Origin of the sequence: Streptomyces sp. NPDC005195, assembly GCF_040608315.1 — a bacterium.
In the GTDB taxonomy this organism is placed as follows: domain Bacteria; phylum Actinomycetota; class Actinomycetes; order Streptomycetales; family Streptomycetaceae; genus Streptomyces; species Streptomyces kaempferi.
This window is the reverse complement of sequence record NZ_JBEXHZ010000002.1, coordinates 341,161-360,116: the sequence shown is the minus strand read 5'-3', so window position 1 is coordinate 360,116 and position 18,956 is coordinate 341,161. Positions and strand designations below refer to the sequence as shown.

Sequence of the window (18,956 nt, the reverse complement as noted above, 5' to 3'; positions counted from 1 at the left end):
CGTGGCCGTCCACAAGAGAGAGTGTGAGAGTGCTCGTACTCGTCGCTCCCGGCCAGGGCGCCCAGACGCCCGGCTTCCTGACTCCCTGGCTCGATCTCCCCGGTGCCGCCGACCGCCTCGCCGCGTGGTCGGACGCCATCGGTCTCGACCTTGCCCACTACGGCACGCAGGCCGACGCGGACGCGATCCGGGACACGGCTGTCGCGCAGCCGCTCCTGGTCGCCGCCGGACTCCTCTCCGCCGCGGCACTCGGCGACGTGTCGGACCTCGCTCCCGGCGCCGTCGCGGGGCACAGCGTCGGTGAGATCACCGCCGCCGCGTTCGCGGGGGTGCTCGACGACACCGCCGCGCTCACGCTCGTACGCACCAGGGGCCTGGCGATGGCCGAGGCCGCCGCCGTCACGCGGACCGGTATGTCGGCACTGCTCGGCGGAGATCCCGAGACGACGGTCGCACACCTGGAGAAGCTCGGCCTGACCCCCGCCAACGTGAACGGCGCGGGCCAGATCGTGGCCGCCGGCACGCTGGAGCAGCTGGCCGCCCTGGAGGCGGACAAGCCCGACGGCGTACGCCGCGTGGTGGCCCTGAAGGTCGCCGGCGCGTTCCACACGCACCACATGGCACCCGCCGTCGAGGCGCTCGCGCAGGCCGCCGAGGACCTCGACCCCGCGGACCCGCGGGTCACGTACGTCTCCAACAAGGACGGCCAGGCGGTCAAGTCCGGCGCCGACGTCCTGAAGCGGCTGGTCGGCCAGGTGGCCAACCCGGTCCGCTGGGACCTGTGCATGGAGACCTTCCAGGAGCTCGGCGCGACCGCGCTGATCGAGGTGTGCCCGGGTGGCACGCTCACCGGCCTCGCCAAGCGCGCGCTGCCGGGTGTGAAGACCCTGGCGCTGAAGACCCCAGACGACCTCGACGCGGCTCGCGAGCTCCTCGCCGAGCACAGCGCCTGACAAGGAGCCCGAGAGCATGTCGAAGATCAAGCCCAGCAAGGGCGCCCCGTACGCACGGATCCTGGGCGTGGGCGGCTACCGTCCCGTCCGGGTCGTGCCCAACGAGGTGATCCTCGAGACGATCGACTCCTCCGACGAGTGGATCCGCTCGCGTTCCGGCATCGAGACCCGGCACTGGGCCTCCGACGAGGAGACCGTCGCCGCGATGTCGATCGAGGCGTCCGGCAAGGCCATCGCCGACGCCGGGATCGACGCCGACCAGATCGGCGCCGTGGTCGTCTCCACCGTGTCCCACTTCAGCCAGACCCCGGCCATCGCCACCGAGATCGCCGACAAGCTCGGTACGAACAGGGCCGCCGCCTTCGACATCTCGGCCGGCTGCGCGGGCTTCGGCTACGGACTGACCCTGGCCAAGGGCATGGTCGTCGAGGGTTCGGCGGAGTACGTCCTGGTCATCGGCGTGGAGCGGCTGTCCGACCTCACCGACCTGGAGGACCGTGCGACGGCCTTCCTGTTCGGCGACGGCGCGGGCGCGGTCGTCGTGGGCCCCTCCCAGGAGCCGCACATCGGCCCCACGGTGTGGGGCAGCGAGGGCGACAAGTCCGGGACCATCAAGCAGACCGTGCCGTGGGACCGCTTCCACAGCGGCGACGTCTCCACCCTCCCCCTCGACTCCAAGGGCGAGATCAAGTTCCCTGCGATCACGCAGGAGGGCCAGGCGGTGTTCCGCTGGGCCGTGTTCGAGATGGCGAAGGTCGCGCAGCAGGCACTGGACGCGGCCGGGATCAGCCCGGACGACCTGGATGTCTTCATTCCCCACCAAGCCAACGAGCGGATCATCGACTCGATGGTGAAGACGCTGAAACTGCCGGCGCACGTCACGGTCGCCCGGGACGTACGCACCACCGGCAACACCTCGGCCGCCTCGATTCCGCTCGCGATGGAGCGGCTTCTGGCGACCGGTGAGGCGAAGAGCGGCGACATCGCGCTCGTCATCGGATTCGGGGCGGGTCTCGTGTACGCCGCCACGGTCGTTACCCTCCCCTAGGCACACCGTCCGGACCACTCCGGCCGGAGTACCGCCACACCATCTGGATACATACCGAAGGAGCGCCTGACATGGCCGCCACTCAGGAAGAGATCGTCGAAGGTCTCGCCGAGATCGTGAACGAGATCGCCGGGATCCCCACCGAGGACGTCCAGCTGGACAAGTCCTTCACCGACGACCTGGACGTCGACTCGCTGTCCATGGTCGAGGTCGTCGTCGCCGCCGAAGAGCGCTTCGACGTCAAGATCCCGGACGACGACGTCAAGAACCTCAAGACCGTCGGCGACGCGACCGCCTACATCCTCAAGAACCAGGCCTGATCCGCGGACCGGGCCCGGCCCGGTCCACCGGTCAGTCCGTTGCCCCGCCACCCGGCGGTGGCGCCGCTGAATCCTCGTATCCGTTGGAGAAAGAATTCCCGTGAGCTCGACCAATCGCACCGTGGTCGTCACCGGTATCGGCGCAACCACACCGCTGGGTGGCGACGCAGCCTCTACCTGGGAGGGCCTGGTCGCCGGCAAGTCCGGTGTCCGCCCCCTGGAGCAGGAATGGGCCGCCGAGCAGGCGGTCCGTATCGCGGCGCAGATCGCCGTGGAACCGGGCGAGGTCATCCCCCGCCCGCAGGCCCGCCGTCTCGACCGCTCGGCGCAGTTCGCGCTGATCGCGGCCAAGGAGGCCTGGGCGGACGCCGGCTTCACCGACCGGGCCGGCGACGACCCGGCCATCGACCCGGACCGCCTCGGCACCGTCATCGCCTCCGGCATCGGCGGCGTGACCACCCTGCTCGACCAGTACGACGTGCTGAAGGAGAAGGGCGTCCGCCGCGTCTCCCCGCACACCGTCCCCATGCTCATGCCGAACGGCCCGTCGGCCAACGTGGGCCTGCTCGTCGGCGCCCGCGCCGGCGTGCACACCCCGGTCTCCGCCTGCGCCTCGGGCGCCGAGGCGATCGGCTACGCCATCGAGATGATCCGCACCGGGCGCGCCGACGTCGTCGTCGCCGGCGGTACCGAGGCGGCCATCCACCCGCTGCCCATCGCCGCCTTCGGCAACATGATGGCGATGTCCAAGAACAACGACGACCCGCAGGGCGCCTCGCGGCCCTACGACGTCGCACGCGACGGCTTCGTCCTGGGCGAGGGCGCCGGCGTCCTGATCCTGGAGTCCGCCGAGCACGCCGCCGAGCGCGGTGCCCGGGTCTACGCGGAGGCGGTCGGCCAGGGCATCTCCGCCGACGGCCACGACATCGTGCAGCCGGAGCCGGAGGGCCGCGGCATCTCGCGCGCCCTGCAGAACCTGCTGGACAACACCGACCTCGACCCGGCCGAGATCGTGCACGTGAACGCGCACGCGACCTCGACGCCCGCCGGTGACGTGGCGGAACTGAAGGCGCTGCGCAAGGTCTTCGGTGACGACGCCGACCACATGGCGGTCTCCGCGACCAAGTCGATGACCGGTCACCTCCTCGGTGGCGCCGGCGGTGTGGAGTCGGTGGCGTCGGTGCTGGCTCTGTACAACCGGATCGCGCCGCCGACCATCAACGTCGACAACCTCGACCCCGAGGCCGAGGCGAACGCCGACATCGTGCGCGGGGAGGCCCGCAAGCTGCCCGTCGAGGGCCGCATCGCCGCGCTGAACGACTCGTTCGGGTTCGGCGGGCACAACGTGGTGCTGGCGTTCCGTACGATCTGAAGCCGGCCGTAGATGTACTGAACCGGCGTGTGGCCCGGACTCCCTGTCGGAGTCCGGGCCACCTTCGCTTTCCGCCGGGTACCGGATCGTGGGGGGCTGGGCGCGCGGTTCCCCGCTGCCCCAGAAGCTTTCCCTCACGCCCGTCGTCGGGTCAGACCACCGTCAGACCACCTGGTGGAGCCAGCGGACCGGGGCGCCCTCGCCCGCGTAGCGGAAGGGTTCCAGTTCGTCGTCCCAGGGCTTGCCCAGGAGCTTGGCGAGGTCGGCCTCCAGGTCGGTCTCGCCGCGCTGGGAGCGCAGGAGCGCGGCGCGCAGCCGGTCCTCGGGGATCAGGATGTCGCCGTGGATCCCGGTGACGGCGTGGAAGATGCCGAGTTCGGGGGTGCAGCTGTAGCGCTCGCCCTCGGCCGTGGCGCAGGGTTCGGCGGTCACCTCGAAGCGCAGCATCTGCCAGCCGCGCAGCGCCGAGGCGAGTTTCGAGGCGGTGCCCACCTCGCCCTTCCAGGAGAACTCGGATCTCCAGGTGCCCGGCGCCGCGGGCTGCCGGATCCAGTCGAGGTTGACGCGCGTACCGAGCACACCCGCGACCGCCCACTCGACGTGTGGGCACAACGCGCGGGGCGCGGAGTGCACGTAGAGAACTCCACGTGTCGTCACTGGGGCCTCCGGGCAGAGCGAGACATCTTGTAACTTAGCGGAACGGCAGTGGCAGGGCGGCCACGTGGCGAGGCTACCGTGCGGCGGCGCAAGGAGTGTGACGTACCGTCGGTCCCAGCGCCCAGAAACATTGAGGTTTCACCCAAGGGGACGCGGTGCGACCGACCGTGTACTGCGGGGTGTCGGCCAACCGTGTCGGTCAGGTGCTGACCAAGACTGTTCAACGAACGAGGGGACCAGGGGATGCGCATCCGTAGCCACCGTCCGCGCGCCGTCCTCGCCCTGGTGGCGGCGGCCCTGCTGGGTGTGGCCGGGTGCGACGCCTCGGGTGACGGCTCCTCCGCCGCGCACAGCACGGTCGCGGGCCGGCCGTCCCCGAAACCGTCCCCTCTCTGGAACCGCAGTCCCCACTCCGTGGCCGCCGTCGGGGACTCCATCACCCGCGGCTTCGACGCCTGCACCGTGCTGTCGGACTGCCCCGAGGTCTCCTGGGCGACCGGCAGCGACACCCGGGTCCGCAGCCTGGCCGTGCGGCTGCTCGGGCCGGAGGGGGCAGCCGAGCGCAGCTGGAACTACGCGGTCACCGGTGCGCGGATGGCGGACCTGCCGGAGCAGATGGAGCGGGCCGTCGCCGAGAAGCCGGAGCTGGTGACCGTGATGGTGGGCGCCAACGACGCCTGCCGGTCCTCGGTCCCGGCGATGACCTCGGTCGCCCGCTTCCGCGCCGCGTTCCAGGACGCGATGAGCACCCTGCGCGAGGAGCTGCCGAAGACCCAGGTGTACGTGTCGAGCGTGCCGGATCTGAAGCGGCTGTGGTCCGAGGGACGCGGCAACCCGCTGGGCAAGCAGATCTGGAAACTGGGCATCTGTCCCTCGATGCTGGCCGACGCGGACTCCCTGGGCTCGCGTGCGGCGCTGCGGCGGGCGAGGGTGCAGGACAGGGTGGAGCAGTACAACAAGGTCCTCGGGGACGTGTGCGCCAAGGACCGGCGCTGCCGTTTCGACGGGGGCGCGGTCTTCGGCTTCCGCTTCGGCACGGACCAGCTGAGCCACTGGGACTGGTTCCACCCGAGCAGGGACGGTCAGGCCCGGCTCGCGGAGCTGGCCTACCAGGTGGTGACGGCCCGGCAGCCGCTGGTCTAGGCGGGGCGGGCGGCGGGCGGCCGATCAGATGGACTCGGCACGGTGGACTCGGCCGGTGGACCGGGCCGGTGGGCACAGGTCGTTGGCCTAGGCTTCCGATCATGGACAGCGAACTCTTCGGCACCCTTCCCGACGGCACCCCGGTCCACCGCTGGACGCTGGAGCGTGCCGGGGTGCGGGTGCGGATCCTGACGTACGGCGGGATCGTCCAGTCGGTCGAGATCCCCGGCCGCGACGGGCAACGCGCGGACGTGGTGCTGGGCTTCCCCGGCCTCGACGGGTATCTCGCGCACCCGGACCCGTACCTCGGGGCGCTGGTCGGGCGGTACGCCAACCGGATCGCCGGCGGCCGCTTCCCGCTCGACGGCCTCACCTACCACCTCGCGCAGAACAACGCCCCCAACTCCCTGCACGGCGGCGAGCTCGGTTTCGACAAGCGGGTGTGGGACGCGGAACCGGTCGGGCACGGGCTGCGGCTCACCCGGGTCTCCCCGCACGGCGAGGAGGGCTTCCCGGGCCGTCTGGAGGTCACGGCGACGTACGGGCTGGACGCGGCGGGCGCGCTGTGCATCGCGTACGAGGCGGTCACGGACGCGCCGACCGTGGTGAACCTGACGAACCACTCGTACTGGAACCTGGCCGGTTCGGGGAACGCCGGCGGTCACGAACTCCGGCTGTCCGCGTCGCGGGTGACGCCGGTGGACGCGGATCTCATTCCCACCGGGGCGCTGGAGTCCGTGGACGGCACGCGTTTCGACTTCCGGACGGCGCGGAAGGCCGGCGCCGGGTACGACCACAACTTCGTGCTGGACAAGGGGACGACGGCGAGCGCGGTCGAGGTCGCGGAGCTCCACGACCCCTCCTCCGGGCGGGTACTGACGGTCGCGACCACCGAGCCCGGCCTCCAGCTCTACACCGCGGACCACCTCGGCGAACCGTTCGCGCCCGGCGACGGGATCGCGCTGGAGACGCAGCACTTCCCCGACTCCCCGAACCGGCCGGAGTTCCCGAGCACGCGGCTGCGGCCGGGGGACACGTACCGCTCGGAGACGGTGTTCGGGTTCGGGGTGCGCTCCTAGGACGTGGCGGGCCCGGCCGGCGGGGAGCGGGACGACCGGGCGGGGAGTCTCCGTGGGCCGAGCGGTCCGAGGCCGTCGGGGAACCGACGAGCCCCGGTCCGGATGTCAGGTTCCGGACCGGGGCTGCTCGGGGGGGGGCTGTCCCGGATCAGACGTTAATCGTCGTCACGACCCGGCGGTCGGTGATCGAGCGGCCTGCGGCAACCTCGTACGAACCCTTCACAAACACCCACGTGCCGGCGTCCTCGTCCCAGACCTCGAAGGCGCGGCGGGGGATGCCGAGCACGGCCTCGACGCTCTCGCCAGGCCCCGCCTCGACTCCGGCGAAGGCGGCGAGCCTGCGGACCTGGCGCTCGCTGTCCGCCTCGACCGGCGTCAGATAGAGCTGGACGACCTCGCGGCCGTGGCGCTCGCCGGAGTTGCGGACGCGGACCGTGACCGTCGCGGCGCGGTCACCCGCACCGTCGCCGTCACCGTCGCAGGGTTCGACCGACTCGTACGCCCAGTCGGTGTAGCCGAGGCCGTGCCCGAAGGGGTACGCGGGGGTCCTGCCCTCCCTCTCCCAGGCGCGGTAGCCGATGAAGGCACCCTCGGTGTACGGGAGTTCGCCGTCGACGGGCACCACCTGGGTGACCGGGGCGTCCGCGAGCGAACCCCAGGTCGTGGGCAGCCGGCCGCCGGGCTCGTGGGCGCCCGTGAGCACGTCCGCGAGGGCGGCGCCGGCCTCCTGCCCCGGGAACCAGGTGAGCAGCACGGCGGCGACCTCCTCGCGCCACGGGAGTTCCACCGGGGAGCCGGAGTTGACGATCACGACGGTGTTCGGGTTGGCGGCGGCGACGGCGTGCACCAGGTCGTCCTGGCGCCCGGGGAGCCGGAGGTTCTCGCGGTCGAAGCCCTCGGACTCGACACGGTCGGTGGTGGCGACCACGACGACGGCGGTGTCCGCGGCGCGGGCCGCCTCGACCGCCTCGGCGATCAGTTCGTCGGGGTCACGCCGCGGTTCCTGGTGGACGAGGGCGAAGCCGACCATCCTCAGGGGCGCGCCCTCCGGCAGGACCACCACCTGGCGCAGGGACACCTCGTACGTCTCACCGGCGGCGAGATCGACCCGGGCGCGCTCCTCGGGGGCCCCGAAGAAGGCCGTGAAGGGGCTGTCCTCCGTGCTGACCTGGGCGTCGTCGAAGTGGACCGTGCCGTCGACGGTGAGCGTGAACGCGCCGAGGCCCTTGATGCCGAAGGTGTGTGTGCCGCTCACGCGCGGGGTGAAGGTGCCCCGCAGGTCCACGGTGTGGAGGTTGTCGTGGGTGACTCCTTCGGGGAGGTCGTTGCCCATCCACTGGAGCTGGCCGTTGGGCGCGGAGCCGCTGCCGATCACCTCGCCGTCGTGGTCGCGGCATTCCGCGCGGAGTGCGAACCCCTTGTCGGCGACGGCGAGTTCCTGGTTCGGGTCGGCTCCGACCGCGTACGTCAGGCTGCCTTCGGGGAGCGCGGCGGTGAGGCCGTCCAGGGGTGACACGACGTGGGCGGGGAAGACGGTGGCGGAGCCGCCGCCGAGGACACGGGCGTCGCGGGCGGCGGCGCCGCTCAGCGCCACCGTGCCCGGCCGCAGCGGCAGCGCCGCGTTCTCGTTGCGTACGAGGACGAAGGAGCGGCGGGCGATCTCGCGGGCCAGGGCCTCGCCGTCCACCGGCTCCGGCAGCTCCGTGACGACCGGTTCGGCGCCCTCCAGGATGCCGACGCGGGCGGCGAGCCGCAGGACGTTGCGGACGGCCTCGTCGACCTTCGCCTCCTCGGCGCTGCCCGCGCGGACGGCGGCGGCGAGCGCGTCGCCGTACACGGTCCCGGGGCCGGGCATGGCGACGTCGAGGCCGCCCTCGATCGCCCCCACCGTCGAGCGGGCCGCCGTCCAGTCGGAGACGTTGAAGCCGTCGAAGCCCCACTCGCCGCGCAGGACCTCGTTCACGAGGTGGTGGTGCTCGGACATCGTGGTGCCGTTGACCGAGTTGTAGGCGGTCATGATGCCCCAGGGGTGGGCGTTCTCGACGATGGCCTCGAAGGGGGCCAGATAGAGCTCGCGCAGGGCCCGTTCGGAGACGAGGTTGTCCACCGTGAAGCGGTCGGTCTCGGCGTCGTTGGCCACGAAGTGCTTGACGGTGGTGCCGACACCGCCGGACTGCACGCCCCGCACATAGCCGCTGCCGATCCGTCCGGTCAGGTACGGGTCCTCGCTGTACGCCTCGAAGTGGCGGCCGCCGAGCGGCGAGCGGTGCAGGTTGACCGTGGGCGCGAGCAGCACGTGGACGTGCTTGCGGCGGGCCTCCTGAGCCAGGAGGACGCCGGCGCGGGTCGCCAGTGCGGGGTCCCAGGTGGCGGCGAGCGCGGTCGGTGAGGGGAGGGCGATGGACGGGTCGTCGGCGGTCCAGCGCACGCCCCGCACGCCGATCGGACCGTCGGACATGACGAGGGACCGCAGTCCGATCTCGGGGAGTCCGGGCAGCGACCACATGTCCTGCCCCGCGAGCAGCCGCGTCTTCGCGTCCAGGCCGAGCCTGGCGAGGGCCGCCTCGACGACCGCCTCGCGCGCCCGGTCCGCCGCGCTCGTGCCCCGGCCCCTGGTCCCGGTCCGGCTCTCCGCTGTCTCCGCTGCCTCCGTCACGGTGGCACCTCCTCGTTGAAGTCCGTGAAGCCCGTGAAACCCGTGGAATCCGTGAAACCCGCATGGCTGTACGGCTGTACGGCTGCACGGCCGCGGGATCCGCCGGACGTCCTCATCCTGCACCCGCTGCCTGTAGAGCGGTAGGTTTCGTTGCCTTGACGTGACATTCAGGGTGGGCGGATACCGTACGGTGACGCCATGACGACCAGGACCAGGGGCGAGGAGCGGCGCGCCGAGATCGTGCGCGCGGCCCTGGAGGTGATCGCCGAACGCGGTTACCGGGGCGCGAGCATGGCCGCCGTCGCCGAGCGCGTGGGCCTCACCCAGCAGGGGCTGCTGCACTACTTCCCGACCAAGGACACCCTGCTGGTCGCGGTCCTCAAGGAACGTGACCAGTGGGACGCCGTGCCCGACAGTCAGTGGCGGCTGGACCTGCTGGCCTCGCTGGCCGACTACAACGCGATGCGGCCCGGCATCGTCCAGACCTTCTCGGCGCTGCTCGGCGAGAGCGTCACGGAGGGGCATCCGGCGCGCGAGTTCTTCACCCGGCGGTATGTCGCCGTGCGCGCGAGCATGGCGCAGGTGCTGCGCGCCGAGTACGGGGAGCGGCTGCCGAGCGGGCTCACGCCGGAGCGCGCCGCCCCGCTGCTGGTGGCGGTGATGGACGGGCTCCAGTACCAGTGGCTGCTGGATCCGGAGTCGGTGGACATGCCGGCCGCGTTCCGGGACTTCCTGGTGCTGCTGGGCGAGGCCTGAGCCCCGGCGACGGGCGGATCGCCCACCGCCGACGCTCCACCGTCATCGGCCCACGTCGGCCCACCCGCTTCGGCTCACCGGCGCCGGACGACCGCAAGAAGGAATCACTCCGGCCCTCGGGCCGAATGCCGGCGGATGCGTTCGACGGCCTCCGCGATGTCCGCGTCGGCGACGGCGGGATCGGCCGCCGCCCGCCTGTAGTGCTCCAGCACCGCCTCCATGGCGGGGAGCCGGGCGGTCTCCGTGGCGAGGGCGACGTCCTTCACCGCGAGCGCGGTACCGAAGTGCACGTCCCGCGCGAAGGCACGGCCGACGGCGCCGCCGAGCGGCCCGCCCGCGAGCGAGGCGCGCACGGTGTCCTCGTCGAGGCCGAGCGCGTCCGCGAGGACCATGGCCTCGGCGACGAGGGCGACCCCGCCGAGCACGGCGGTGTTGACGACGAGCTTGAGCGCGGCGCCGGAGCCGGACGGGCCGGTACGGGTGACCGTGCCGAGAGGGGCGAGCACCCGCTCGACGCCTGCCACGTCGCCGCCCGCGAGAATGCCGAGCTGCCCCGCGGCCGCCTTGTCCGTGCTGCCCGCCACCGGCGCGTCGACGAGCCGCACGCCCTCCCCCAGCCGGGCGGCAAGCTCCTTCACCACGTCCGGACCGACGGTCGACATCTCGACCCAGTACGTCCCCGGGCGCAGTTGCGCCACGACGGCGTCCGCGACCGCGCCGAGCGCGGCGGGGCCGGCGAGCATCGTGATCACCACATCGGCGTCCCGCACGGCCTCGGCCGGAGACGCGGCGAGCGTGGCCCCGGCGTCGACCAGCGGCTCCGCCTTCGCGGCGGTGCGGTTCCAGACGGTCAACGGGTGCCCCGCGTCGAGAAGCCGGCGCGCCATCGCCGCACCCATGTGACCGAGTCCGAGGAATGCGATCTTTTCCATGTCCCCGACGCTAGGCGCGCCCGGTTGATGCGGCAAGCGAATGTCTGGCCCGGGTCCCGTGCCCGACCCGCTGGAGGCCCACGCCCCGCGCCACCTCCTCGACGAGTCCCTGTACGTCGCCGTGCCCGCCGGTCACCGGCTCGCCGCCGGGACGTCGGTGCGGCTGCTCCCACTGGTGCCGCGGCACGCGGCGGCACGGATCCCCGTATGCCGGAGATCCGTGTATGCCCGAGATCCGTGATCCCCGTACGACCGCCGCGCCGCGCGTCACCCCTCATGGCGTACGTCCGCTCCGGCACGCGATACTGCGGCCGTCCGGCAGCACCCCACGGCGACGGAAGGCATGAACTCCCTTGACTTACACAGGCGTTCGCATCGGCTTACTCGCACTGACCCTGATGGCGGGATCGGCGGCCATCCCCACCGCGCCGGCCGCCGCGCACCCCCGTATCGCGGACACCGGCACCACGGGCTCCGCCACCCTGGACTCCGCCACCGTGGAGGAGCGGCGCCTCGACCGGGCCGCGCCTCAGGAGATCCTGCGGCGCTCCGGATTCGACGCGGTGGCACCGGAGTTCGTCCGGGTGCTGGAGCGGTCGGGCTCCTACGCGCGGGCCGAGCACGTGGTCGCGCGGGAGGGTGCGCGGCTGTGGCGGCGGGCCGTGGACCGGGCGCAGGGACGCGGCCCCGCCGGCGGCGACCTGAGCCGCGACGACGACCGGCCGCTGTACTGGGCGCGGCTCGGAATGACCCGTGAAGTGCGGCAGTGGACGCCCCGGTTCGGGCTGACGGACGCGCAACGCGCCCGCCTGCTGGCCGCGTTGGAGCGGACCTCGCGCGGCGGGCAGGACATCCACTTCCCGCGCGCCAAGGGTGTGAAGCGGATCCTGGTCACCGGGTTCGACCCCTTCACCCTGGACCGGGACGTCCGGATCTCCAATCCCTCGGGGGCCACGGCCCTCGCGCTCGACGGCACCACGATCCGGACGGCGGACGGGCCCGCGCGCGTCGAGACCGCCGTCTTCCCGGTCCGCTGGCAGGACTTCGCCGAGGGCACGGTGGAGCGGACGCTGCGGCGGCAACTGCCGCGCGTGGACCTGTTCACGACCGTGAGCCAGGGCCGCGTGGGCCGCTTCGACGTGGAGCGGACCAACGGGGCCTGGCGGGGCGGCTTCCCGGACAACGAGAACGTGTCACGGACCGGGGCTGTCCCGGTCACCGATCCGGCCTCGCAGCCGCAGTGGACGACGACGACCCTCCCGTACACGCGGATCGTGGCCGCGGACACGGGCCGCTTCCCGGTGTACGACCACACGTCGGTGACCGAGATCCCGGCGGGAGGCACCGATCCGGTCGTGCGCCCGGACGGCCCGACCCCGGGCTCGGCGGCGCGTGCCGGAGGCGGCGGCGACTATCTCTCCAACGAGATCGCCTACCGCGCGACGTTGCTGCGCGACCGCCTCGGTCTGCACGACAGCCTGCCGGGCGGCCATGTCCACACGCCCGTGCTCGAGTTCGGCGCCGGCAACACGGACCCGGCGACCGGGACGGTCACCGATCCCGGGTTCGTGCGCAACCGGCTGGACATCATCGCCCAGGTCCGGTCGATCCTGACGGTGGCCGCCGACGCGGGCGCGCCGGGCGTCGGTGGGACGGCGCGAACGCGGGACTGACGCCGAGGCCGGCCAGGACGGTGATGCCGGCTACCGCGAGAACCCGGTTCACGCCGTGGCACCCAGCTCCCGCTCCTCCTGGTCTCCCTGGTCCGCGTGGTCTTCCCGGTCCGGGTTCGGCTCGCCCGTCTCCTCGCCCAGCAGGTCACGGACCATCAGCGTGGCGCCCGCGACGGCGCCCGGCATCAGGAAGACGGCGACCACGGGGACCAGGAAGGCGAGGCCCAGGGGGGTGCCGAAGCCCCAGACCAGCATCTTGCGGGACCGGAGCAGGGGGAGACGGGCGCGGAGTTCGACGCGGCGGCGCTGGAGGGCCACCGCGGTCAGTTCCTCGGTGAGGAAGAAGCCGGTGACGAAGAAGCCGATCACCGGGACGACCGTCTGGCCGACGACCGGGACGAAGCCGAGGGCGAAGAGGAGGATGCCCCAGACCAGGGCCCGTACGACGATACGAAGGCTGTCGCGTCCGGAGATCCACAGCTCGCGCCAGAGCGGCAGCCCGGATGCGGGGGCGGTGCCGTCCGGGGAGACGTCACGGTCGACCTTCTCGGAGAGCGACTCGTAGAAGGGCTGTCCGACGAGGAGCGTGACCGCGGTGAAGGTGACCACGGCGAGCAGGAGGGCGAGGGCGAAGAGCACGGCGGTCAGAAGTCCGCGGAAGAGACCCTGCCACGGGCTCGTCCAGGGGTCCGCGAAGGGGGTGGCCCAGGTGACGAAGTCCTCGCCGTAGAGGGCGAGCGCGATGAGTGCCGCCGCGTACAGCACGAGGGTGATCAGCCCCGGAAGCAGGCCGAATCCGTACTGCTTCCCATGCCGTGCGACCCATCGCTGGCCCTGTATGAGGTAGTGGAACCCTGCCCCGAGATCACGCATGCGGGCCACTTTACCGGCGCCCTGGCCGCCTTCCCCCCGTGCCGGCGTCCCCGGACCCGTGGGCGCCCGGCGGGGCTACGCCGGGGTCACCGCCACCACCGCGCTTCCGTCCGCCGCGGGCGACACCGCCGCCGACACCCGGACCGCCGCCGCCCGCGCCACCCGTCCCGCCCGGGACGCCGAGGCCAGCAGGACCGGCTGGAGATGTTCGAGGCCGGAGACGAGGAGTTCCTCGCCGGCGATCAGGACGGGACGGACGGCGTTCGTCGTGGCGGCCGCCGCCTCCGTGAGGTCGGCCAGCGGCGGCAGCACGGCCCGTACCACCCCCGCCCCCGCCGTGGCCGCCCGCTCGGCGAGCGCCACCTGCAGCGGCAGCAGCGGAGCCAGCGCCGCGGTCGACGCGTCGGCGATGCGCCGGAGTTCCGGGGAGGAGTCGCGCAGGACGTCGGCCGCCGCGCGGATCACCGGTGTCGACGCCAGCAGCACCCCCGCCATCACCCCCGCGGCCGTCGGCAGCAACGGCGACCCCTCCTCCAGCAGTTCCCCGAGCGCGGCGGCCACCTCCTCCACCGCGGGCTCCACCGCGTCGAGGATAGGCAGCAGACTGTCGCCCACGGCCGCCAGCAGCACCCGGGCCGGTTCGCTCACGGGATGCGTCGCCAGCGGCGCCCCGGTCGTCCCCAGCCGCGTCAGCGTGTCCACGATGCGGTAGAAGGCCTCCTGCGCCTGCGGCGACGCACTCGCCTCGGCCAGCTCCGCCGTGGTCTCCCGGAGCACCCGCAGCGCCTCCGCACCCGACCCGTCCCGGGGGTCGAGGGTGTTGAGCGCGATCCTGGTGATGTTCCCGGCCGTGTCGAGGAGTTGGCCGGTGACGTCGGTCGTGGCGCGCGCCATGCGCAGCAGGTCGTCCCTGCTGGGGAGCGACGGAATCGGGGACATGGGCCCTCCTCGCCACGCGCGGCACCTCGGTCCGGAGCCCGCGCGGCTCTCCGTCGCGCCGGTGCCCACCTCCAGCATGCCCTCCGCGGCCCGCCGAGGATGCGCCATCCGTGGCATTGGTGACATCGAGGCCTCCTCGGTGGGGGAAGGTCGAGCGGGAACGCCTCGCCCCACCGACCCGCGGGCGTCTCCGAAGAGCCAGTCCCCGAAGACCCGTTCGGCCAGGCCGGCCCCCGGCTCCCCCCACGGAGGTACGACGCGTGCGCCCACCGAGACCCGTCCTGATCACCGTCGCCGGTGTCACCGTGACCGGATCGCTTCTCCTGGCCCCGCACAGCGCCCTCGCGGACCGCAGACCTCTGGTCCGCGAGGGCGCCGCCCGGGACCGCGGCGCCGCCTCGACCCCCCTGAGCGCGGCCCGGCAGGCCCTGAAGGCCCCCGTCACCGCCCTCCCTTCCCGCCTCTCCCTCTCCGCCTCCTCCCTTCGGGGCTACCCCCGCGAGCAGCTGCTCGCCCCGGACCCGGAGAACCCGGCGGACAGGTCGATCAAGCTGGGGCTCATCCCGTACCACGCCATCGCACCGCGGCTGAACGCCCTGCAGCGGCTCGGCGACCGGGTGAGCGTGGAGGTCACGGGCCGTTCGGCCGGCGGTCACCGGCTCTACCTCGTCACCGTCACCGCCCCCGAGTCCCCCGACCGGACCCGCGCCCAGGAACGGATGCGCGCACTCATCGAGAACGCGCCCGGGGCCGCAGCCGGCGACCCCGCCGTCCGGACGGACTACAAGATCCCCGTCTTCTTCGACAGCAACATCCACGGCAACGAGTGGGAGGGCACGGACGCCTCCCTGCGGCTCATCGAGCGGCTGGCGAAGGCGAAGGACCGCGCCACCGCCGACCTGCTGGCCCACAGCCGCCTCTACTTCGACGTCACCGCCAACCCGGACGGCCGTATCGCGGGCACCCGCGCCAACGCGAACGGCTTCGACCTGAACCGGGACTTCGTCACCGCCTCCCAGCCCGAGGTGCGCGCGGTGCGGCAGATCGAGATCGACAAGCAGCCCGCGGTGATGCTCGACCTGCACGGCTACGTCAACGGCACCCTCATCGAACCGACCACCCCGCCGCACGGCGAGAACTACGAGTACGACCTCTTCCTCAAGAACACCTACGCCAACGCCCTCGGCATGGAGGCAGCCGTCGACGGCCTCGGCTACACGGCGGCGAAGGACGGCGTCGAACCCGCCCAGATCCCCTTCCGCGACCAGCGGGAGGGCTGGGACGACTGGCCGCCGGTCTTCGCACCGCAGTACGCGGCCTTCCACGGCGCGGTCGCCGCGCACACGGTCGAGCTCCCGCTGACGGTCGACAACGCGGCGTACGAGTCGCTGCCCGTCGGTGAACTGCGCCGCCGCGCGGCCGTCAACGTGGAGGTGGCGGGCGCGGCGATGCGCGCGACCCTCACCTACGCGCGAAGCCACCGGGCCGCGCTCGTCGCCGACCAGATCGAGGTCTTCCGGCGCGGTGCGAGCGGAGCCGCCCAGGTGCCGGTCTCCGCCGGGACGGTACCGGGCGTTCCGGGCATCGGCCCTGAGGACGTCTACACCACCGACTTCCCCCGCGCGTACGTGATTCCGGCCGGGTCCGCGCAGCGCTCCGCCACGGCCGCCGCCCGCCTCGTCGGCCATCTGCTCGCCAACGGCGTACGCGTCACCCGCGCGGCCAGAGGTTTCCGGCTCGCGGGACGCTCGTACGCGCGGGGCTCGTACGTCGTCGACCTGCACCAGCCCAGACGCGGTCTGGCCAACGTGCTGCTGGCGGACGGGCGGGACATCAGCGACAAGGTCTCGACGATGTACGACATCTCCGGCTGGAGCCTGGGGCGGCTGTGGGGCGCGTCGGTCGTACGGGTACGGGCCGGCGACCTGCCGGCGGCGACCGCGGCCGCCGCCGCCCGTCCTGTGCGGGCGGCCGCACCGGCCGGGTACGTCGCCCCGCACGGCGACCTGCGGCTGCGTCTCGACACCCCCGAGGCGGTCGCGGCGCTCAACTCCCTGCTCCGGCAAGGGGTCGCGGTACGGCGACGGGCGGACGGCAGCGCGGCCGTGCCCTCCTCGGCGCGGTCGCCGGCCACCGCCCTCGCCCGGAGGTACGACGTCGTCTTCGACGCGGCCACGGACACCCGGGGCACCGCGCTGCACCGGGTCCGGGTCGCCGCGGCGGTCACTCCGGGCGAGCTCTTCGCGCTGCGCGAGATGGACTTCGACGTCGTCCCGGTGTCGACGGCGGTCCTCAACGCGGGCTTCGACTGGTCCGCGGCGGATGTCCTGTTCGTGTCGGCGGGACTCGATCACGCCCGTCTGAACCCGGCCGCGCGGGCCGCCCTCGACGCCTTCCTGGGCGCCCACGGGCTGGTCGGACGCGGCGCCTCCGGGGCCGCGCTCAACAGCTCGACGGGCCTGCTCGCGGCAGTGCCCGTCGAGGGCGACGAGGACGCCAACGGTGTGGTGCGCGTGGTGAATTCGGGGAACGGCGGCATCATGTCCGGTGCCCCCGACCACAGTTTCGTCTACGCGCCCGTCTGGTTCACGGGTCTCGGCCCGCATGTCCGCGTCGAGCAGGCGTACGCGCCGGGCGACCCGCTCGTCTCGGGCCACTGGCGGCCGACGGCCGGCGGCGGCCCCGGGGCGGCAGGCGGTCACGCCTGCGTCATCAGCGGCCCGCACGCGGTCCTCTTCGGCACCGAGCCGCTCTTCCGCGATCACCCGAAGGGCGAATTCCCGCAGGTGGCCCAGGCGTTGCTGACGGTGTCCCGAGGCGGTGCGCGGTTCGGCCGCGGGGTGCTCCACCACGCGCGGGCCGCGTCCCGGGACCGGGACGCGGCCCGCGCCGCGGCCGGCGCGTCCGTCAGACGAGCGTCACCGTGACGTCGCCGCGCGTCGCCTTCGAGTACGGGCAGACCTGATGGGCCTGCTCGAGCAGATCCCGCGCCGTCGCCGCGTCCACGGCCGGGAGGGTCGCGGAGATCTCGACGATGATGCCGAACCCGTCGCCGTTCCTGCCCAGACCGACCCTGGCGGTGACCGTCGAGCCGGTGAGGTCGGCGTTCCGCCCGCGGGCGACGACGCCGAGCGCGCCCTGGAAGCAGGCGCTGTACCCGGCGGCGAAGAGCTGCTCCGGGTTGGTCCCGGCGCCGCTCCCGCCCAGTTCCTTCGGCGGGTTCACGACGACGTCGAGCCTGCCGTCGTCGGTGGCGACACGGCCGTCGCGGCCGTGGTGCGCGGTGGCGACGGCCGTGTACAGGACGTCGGACTGCTGGATGGACATACGGTGCGTTCCTCCCTGTCCGCCGCGACTCGCGCCCACGATCGCGACGACTTCGGAAAGAAGTTACCGTATGCCGGAAGTCCAGGAGAAGCCCCGCCGGACCGTCAGAGCTTGACGATCATCTTTCCGGTGTTGTCGCCGCGCAGAACACCGAAGAACGCCTCGAGGTTGTTCTCGATGCCCTCGACGACGGTCTCGTTGTACTTGAGCTCGCCGGAGCGGACCCAGGCGCCGACCTCCTGGACGAACTGCTGCTGCAGGTCGTAGTGGTCGCCGACCAGGAAGCCCTGGATGCGGCCGCGGGTCTGGATGAGACGGGCGAGGTTCCTCGGGCCGGGCGCGGCCTCGGTGTTGTTGTAGACGGAGATCATGCCGCAGACCGCGACACGGCCGTCCCGGTTCAGCCGGCCGATGGCGGCCTCCAGGTGGTCGCCGCCCACGTTGTCGAAGTAGACGTCGACGCCGTCGGGGGCGGCCTCGCGCAGCTGCTCGCCCACCGGGCCGTTCTTGTAGTTGAACGCGGCGTCGAAGCCGTACTCCTCGACGAGCAGCTTCACCTTCTCGTCGGAGCCCGCCGAACCGATGACCCGCGAGGCGCCCTTGAGCCTGGCGATCTGCCCGACCTGGCTGCCGACGGCACCGGCCGCGCCCGACACGAAGACGGAGTCGCCCTCCTTGAAGGAGGCGACGCGCAGGAGGCCCGCGTAGGCGGTGAGACCGGTCATCCCGAGGACACCGAGGTACGCGGAGAGCGGCGCGGCCTCGGGGTCGACCTTGACGGCCTGCTTGGCGTCCACGACGGCGTACTCGCGCCAGCCGAGGAAGTGCAGGACGTGGTCACCGGCCCCGATCCCCTCGGCGCGGGAGGCGACGACCTCGCCGACCGCACCGCCCTGCATGGTCCTGCCCAGCTCGTAGGGGGCGGCGTACGACTTGGCGGCGCTCATCCGGCCGCGCATGTAGGGATCGACGGAGACGTACTTGTTGCGTACGAGGATCTGGCCCTCCCCGGGCTGCGGAACCTCGGCCTCGACCAGGGCGAAGTCCTCGGGCTTCGGCCAGCCGACCGGGCGGGCGGCCAGGTGCCATTCACGGCTGACGGAGGGGAGCTGGGTGTCGGTCATGAGGGTGTGTGCCTTTCCTGCATGCATGCACGCTTGCCTGCGCACTACGGCTCTAATACTTCACTACCTGAAACAACCATGCTCCTGAATATTTCATGATGTCA

Annotated in this window: 17 protein-coding genes; 10 read left to right on the top strand and 7 right to left on the bottom strand. The window is 72.6% G+C overall.

The annotated features are described in order from the left end of the window. Positions 1–29: 29 nt before the first annotated feature. From ABZV34_RS04160 to fabF, 4 genes are all read left to right on the top strand, one after another. Complete coding sequence (locus ABZV34_RS04160; RefSeq protein WP_356271246.1) at positions 30–953, top strand: ACP S-malonyltransferase; 924 nt, start codon at positions 30–32, stop codon at positions 951–953. Positions 954–969: 16 nt separating this feature from the next. Next, on the top strand, positions 970–2,001 hold the full coding sequence (locus ABZV34_RS04155) for a ketoacyl-ACP synthase III (RefSeq protein WP_356271178.1): 1,032 nt from the start codon (positions 970–972) through the stop codon (positions 1,999–2,001). A gap of 71 nt (positions 2,002–2,072) precedes the next feature. Beyond that, complete coding sequence (locus tag ABZV34_RS04150) at positions 2,073–2,321, top strand: acyl carrier protein (protein ID WP_329299470.1); 249 nt, start codon at positions 2,073–2,075, stop codon at positions 2,319–2,321. Between the two features lie 100 nt (positions 2,322–2,421). Further along, a complete protein-coding gene (gene fabF / locus ABZV34_RS04145) occupies positions 2,422–3,693 on the top strand; it encodes a beta-ketoacyl-ACP synthase II (RefSeq protein WP_356271177.1) in 1,272 nt (423 codons plus the stop codon). Between the two features lie 162 nt (positions 3,694–3,855). Here fabF and ABZV34_RS04140 read toward each other — a convergent pair whose 3' ends face one another. Then, on the bottom strand, positions 3,856–4,350 hold the full coding sequence (locus ABZV34_RS04140; protein WP_153290778.1) for a DUF3145 domain-containing protein: 495 nt from the start codon (positions 4,348–4,350) through the stop codon (positions 3,856–3,858). 243 nt (positions 4,351–4,593) lie between these two features. Here ABZV34_RS04140 and ABZV34_RS04135 point away from each other — a divergent pair, with 243 nt between their 5' ends. Together ABZV34_RS04135 and ABZV34_RS04130 are read left to right on the top strand one after the other, a co-directional pair. Further along, entirely contained in the window at positions 4,594–5,493 is a 900-nt protein-coding gene (locus tag ABZV34_RS04135; RefSeq protein ID WP_356271176.1) for an SGNH/GDSL hydrolase family protein, read from the top strand. Positions 5,494–5,594: 101 nt separating this feature from the next. Continuing rightward, positions 5,595–6,572 carry an aldose epimerase family protein gene (locus ABZV34_RS04130; RefSeq protein ID WP_356271175.1) on the top strand — a complete coding sequence of 326 codons (978 nt, stop codon included), beginning with the start codon at positions 5,595–5,597 and terminating at the stop codon, positions 6,570–6,572. 148 nt (positions 6,573–6,720) lie between these two features. Here the strand turns inward: ABZV34_RS04130 and ABZV34_RS04125 are convergent, their stop codons facing one another. Further along, entirely contained in the window at positions 6,721–9,228 is a 2,508-nt protein-coding gene (locus tag ABZV34_RS04125; RefSeq protein WP_356271174.1) for a glycoside hydrolase family 3 C-terminal domain-containing protein, read from the bottom strand. Positions 9,229–9,408: 180 nt separating this feature from the next. On the opposite strand from ABZV34_RS04125, the gene ABZV34_RS04120 reads away from it, so the two are divergent. Then, the gene (locus tag ABZV34_RS04120) at positions 9,409–9,984 is read left to right on the top strand and encodes a TetR/AcrR family transcriptional regulator (RefSeq protein ID WP_356271245.1); all 576 of its coding nucleotides are present in this window, start codon (positions 9,409–9,411) and stop codon (positions 9,982–9,984) included. Between the two features lie 104 nt (positions 9,985–10,088). On the opposite strand, the gene ABZV34_RS04115 is transcribed toward ABZV34_RS04120, so the two are convergent. Beyond that, complete coding sequence (locus ABZV34_RS04115; protein ID WP_356271173.1) at positions 10,089–10,916, bottom strand: NAD(P)-dependent oxidoreductase; 828 nt, start codon at positions 10,914–10,916, stop codon at positions 10,089–10,091. A 58-nt stretch (positions 10,917–10,974) separates the two neighbouring features. Here ABZV34_RS04115 and ABZV34_RS04110 point away from each other — a divergent pair, with 58 nt between their 5' ends. Together ABZV34_RS04110 and ABZV34_RS04105 are read left to right on the top strand one after the other, a co-directional pair. Next, entirely contained in the window at positions 10,975–11,157 is a 183-nt protein-coding gene (locus ABZV34_RS04110) for a hypothetical protein (RefSeq protein WP_356271172.1), read from the top strand. Positions 11,158–11,314: 157 nt separating this feature from the next. After that, positions 11,315–12,589: a pyroglutamyl peptidase gene (locus tag ABZV34_RS04105; protein WP_356271171.1), complete on the top strand. Its 1,275-nt coding sequence runs from the start codon at positions 11,315–11,317 to the stop codon at positions 12,587–12,589. 48 nt (positions 12,590–12,637) lie between these two features. Here ABZV34_RS04105 and ABZV34_RS04100 read toward each other — a convergent pair whose 3' ends face one another. Beyond that, on the bottom strand, positions 12,638–13,462 hold the full coding sequence (locus ABZV34_RS04100; protein ID WP_356271170.1) for an EI24 domain-containing protein: 825 nt from the start codon (positions 13,460–13,462) through the stop codon (positions 12,638–12,640). A 75-nt stretch (positions 13,463–13,537) separates the two neighbouring features. After that, a complete protein-coding gene (locus ABZV34_RS04095; protein WP_356271169.1) occupies positions 13,538–14,401 on the bottom strand; it encodes a hypothetical protein in 864 nt (287 codons plus the stop codon). 260 nt (positions 14,402–14,661) lie between these two features. On the opposite strand from ABZV34_RS04095, the gene ABZV34_RS04090 reads away from it, so the two are divergent. Then, positions 14,662–17,328 carry a M14 family zinc carboxypeptidase gene (locus tag ABZV34_RS04090; RefSeq protein WP_356271168.1) on the top strand — a complete coding sequence of 889 codons (2,667 nt, stop codon included), beginning with the start codon at positions 14,662–14,664 and terminating at the stop codon, positions 17,326–17,328. Here ABZV34_RS04090 and ABZV34_RS04085 read toward each other — a convergent pair. Both ABZV34_RS04085 and ABZV34_RS04080 read right to left on the bottom strand, forming a co-directional pair. Continuing rightward, positions 17,309–17,728: an organic hydroperoxide resistance protein gene (locus ABZV34_RS04085; protein WP_356271167.1), complete on the bottom strand. Its 420-nt coding sequence runs from the start codon at positions 17,726–17,728 to the stop codon at positions 17,309–17,311. The genes ABZV34_RS04090 and ABZV34_RS04085 overlap by 20 nt on opposite strands. Positions 17,729–17,832: 104 nt before the next feature. Continuing rightward, on the bottom strand, positions 17,833–18,852 hold the full coding sequence (locus tag ABZV34_RS04080) for an NADP-dependent oxidoreductase (RefSeq protein ID WP_356271166.1): 1,020 nt from the start codon (positions 18,850–18,852) through the stop codon (positions 17,833–17,835). Positions 18,853–18,956 lie beyond the last annotated feature (104 nt).

What these genes read in the sequence shown, in the direction of transcription:
- ABZV34_RS04155 (WP_356271178.1), top strand. Translation starts at nt 970, where the DNA reads ATGTCGAAGATCAAGCCCAGCAAGGGCGCCCCGTACGCACGGATCCTG.
- ABZV34_RS04150 (WP_329299470.1), top strand. Translation starts at nt 2,073, where the DNA reads ATGGCCGCCACTCAGGAAGAGATCGTCGAAGGTCTCGCCGAGATCGTG.
- ABZV34_RS04095 (WP_356271169.1), bottom strand. Translation starts at nt 14,401, where the DNA reads ATGTCCCCGATTCCGTCGCTCCCCAGCAGGGACGACCTGCTGCGCATG.
- ABZV34_RS04080 (WP_356271166.1), bottom strand. Translation starts at nt 18,852, where the DNA reads ATGACCGACACCCAGCTCCCCTCCGTCAGCCGTGAATGGCACCTGGCC.
- ABZV34_RS04115 (WP_356271173.1), bottom strand. Translation starts at nt 10,916, where the DNA reads ATGGAAAAGATCGCATTCCTCGGACTCGGTCACATGGGTGCGGCGATG.
- ABZV34_RS04130 (WP_356271175.1), top strand. Translation starts at nt 5,595, where the DNA reads ATGGACAGCGAACTCTTCGGCACCCTTCCCGACGGCACCCCGGTCCAC.
- ABZV34_RS04085 (WP_356271167.1), bottom strand. Translation starts at nt 17,728, where the DNA reads ATGTCCATCCAGCAGTCCGACGTCCTGTACACGGCCGTCGCCACCGCG.
- ABZV34_RS04105 (WP_356271171.1), top strand. Translation starts at nt 11,315, where the DNA reads ATGGCGGGATCGGCGGCCATCCCCACCGCGCCGGCCGCCGCGCACCCC.
- ABZV34_RS04135 (WP_356271176.1), top strand. Translation starts at nt 4,594, where the DNA reads ATGCGCATCCGTAGCCACCGTCCGCGCGCCGTCCTCGCCCTGGTGGCG.
- ABZV34_RS04100 (WP_356271170.1), bottom strand. Translation starts at nt 13,462, where the DNA reads ATGCGTGATCTCGGGGCAGGGTTCCACTACCTCATACAGGGCCAGCGA.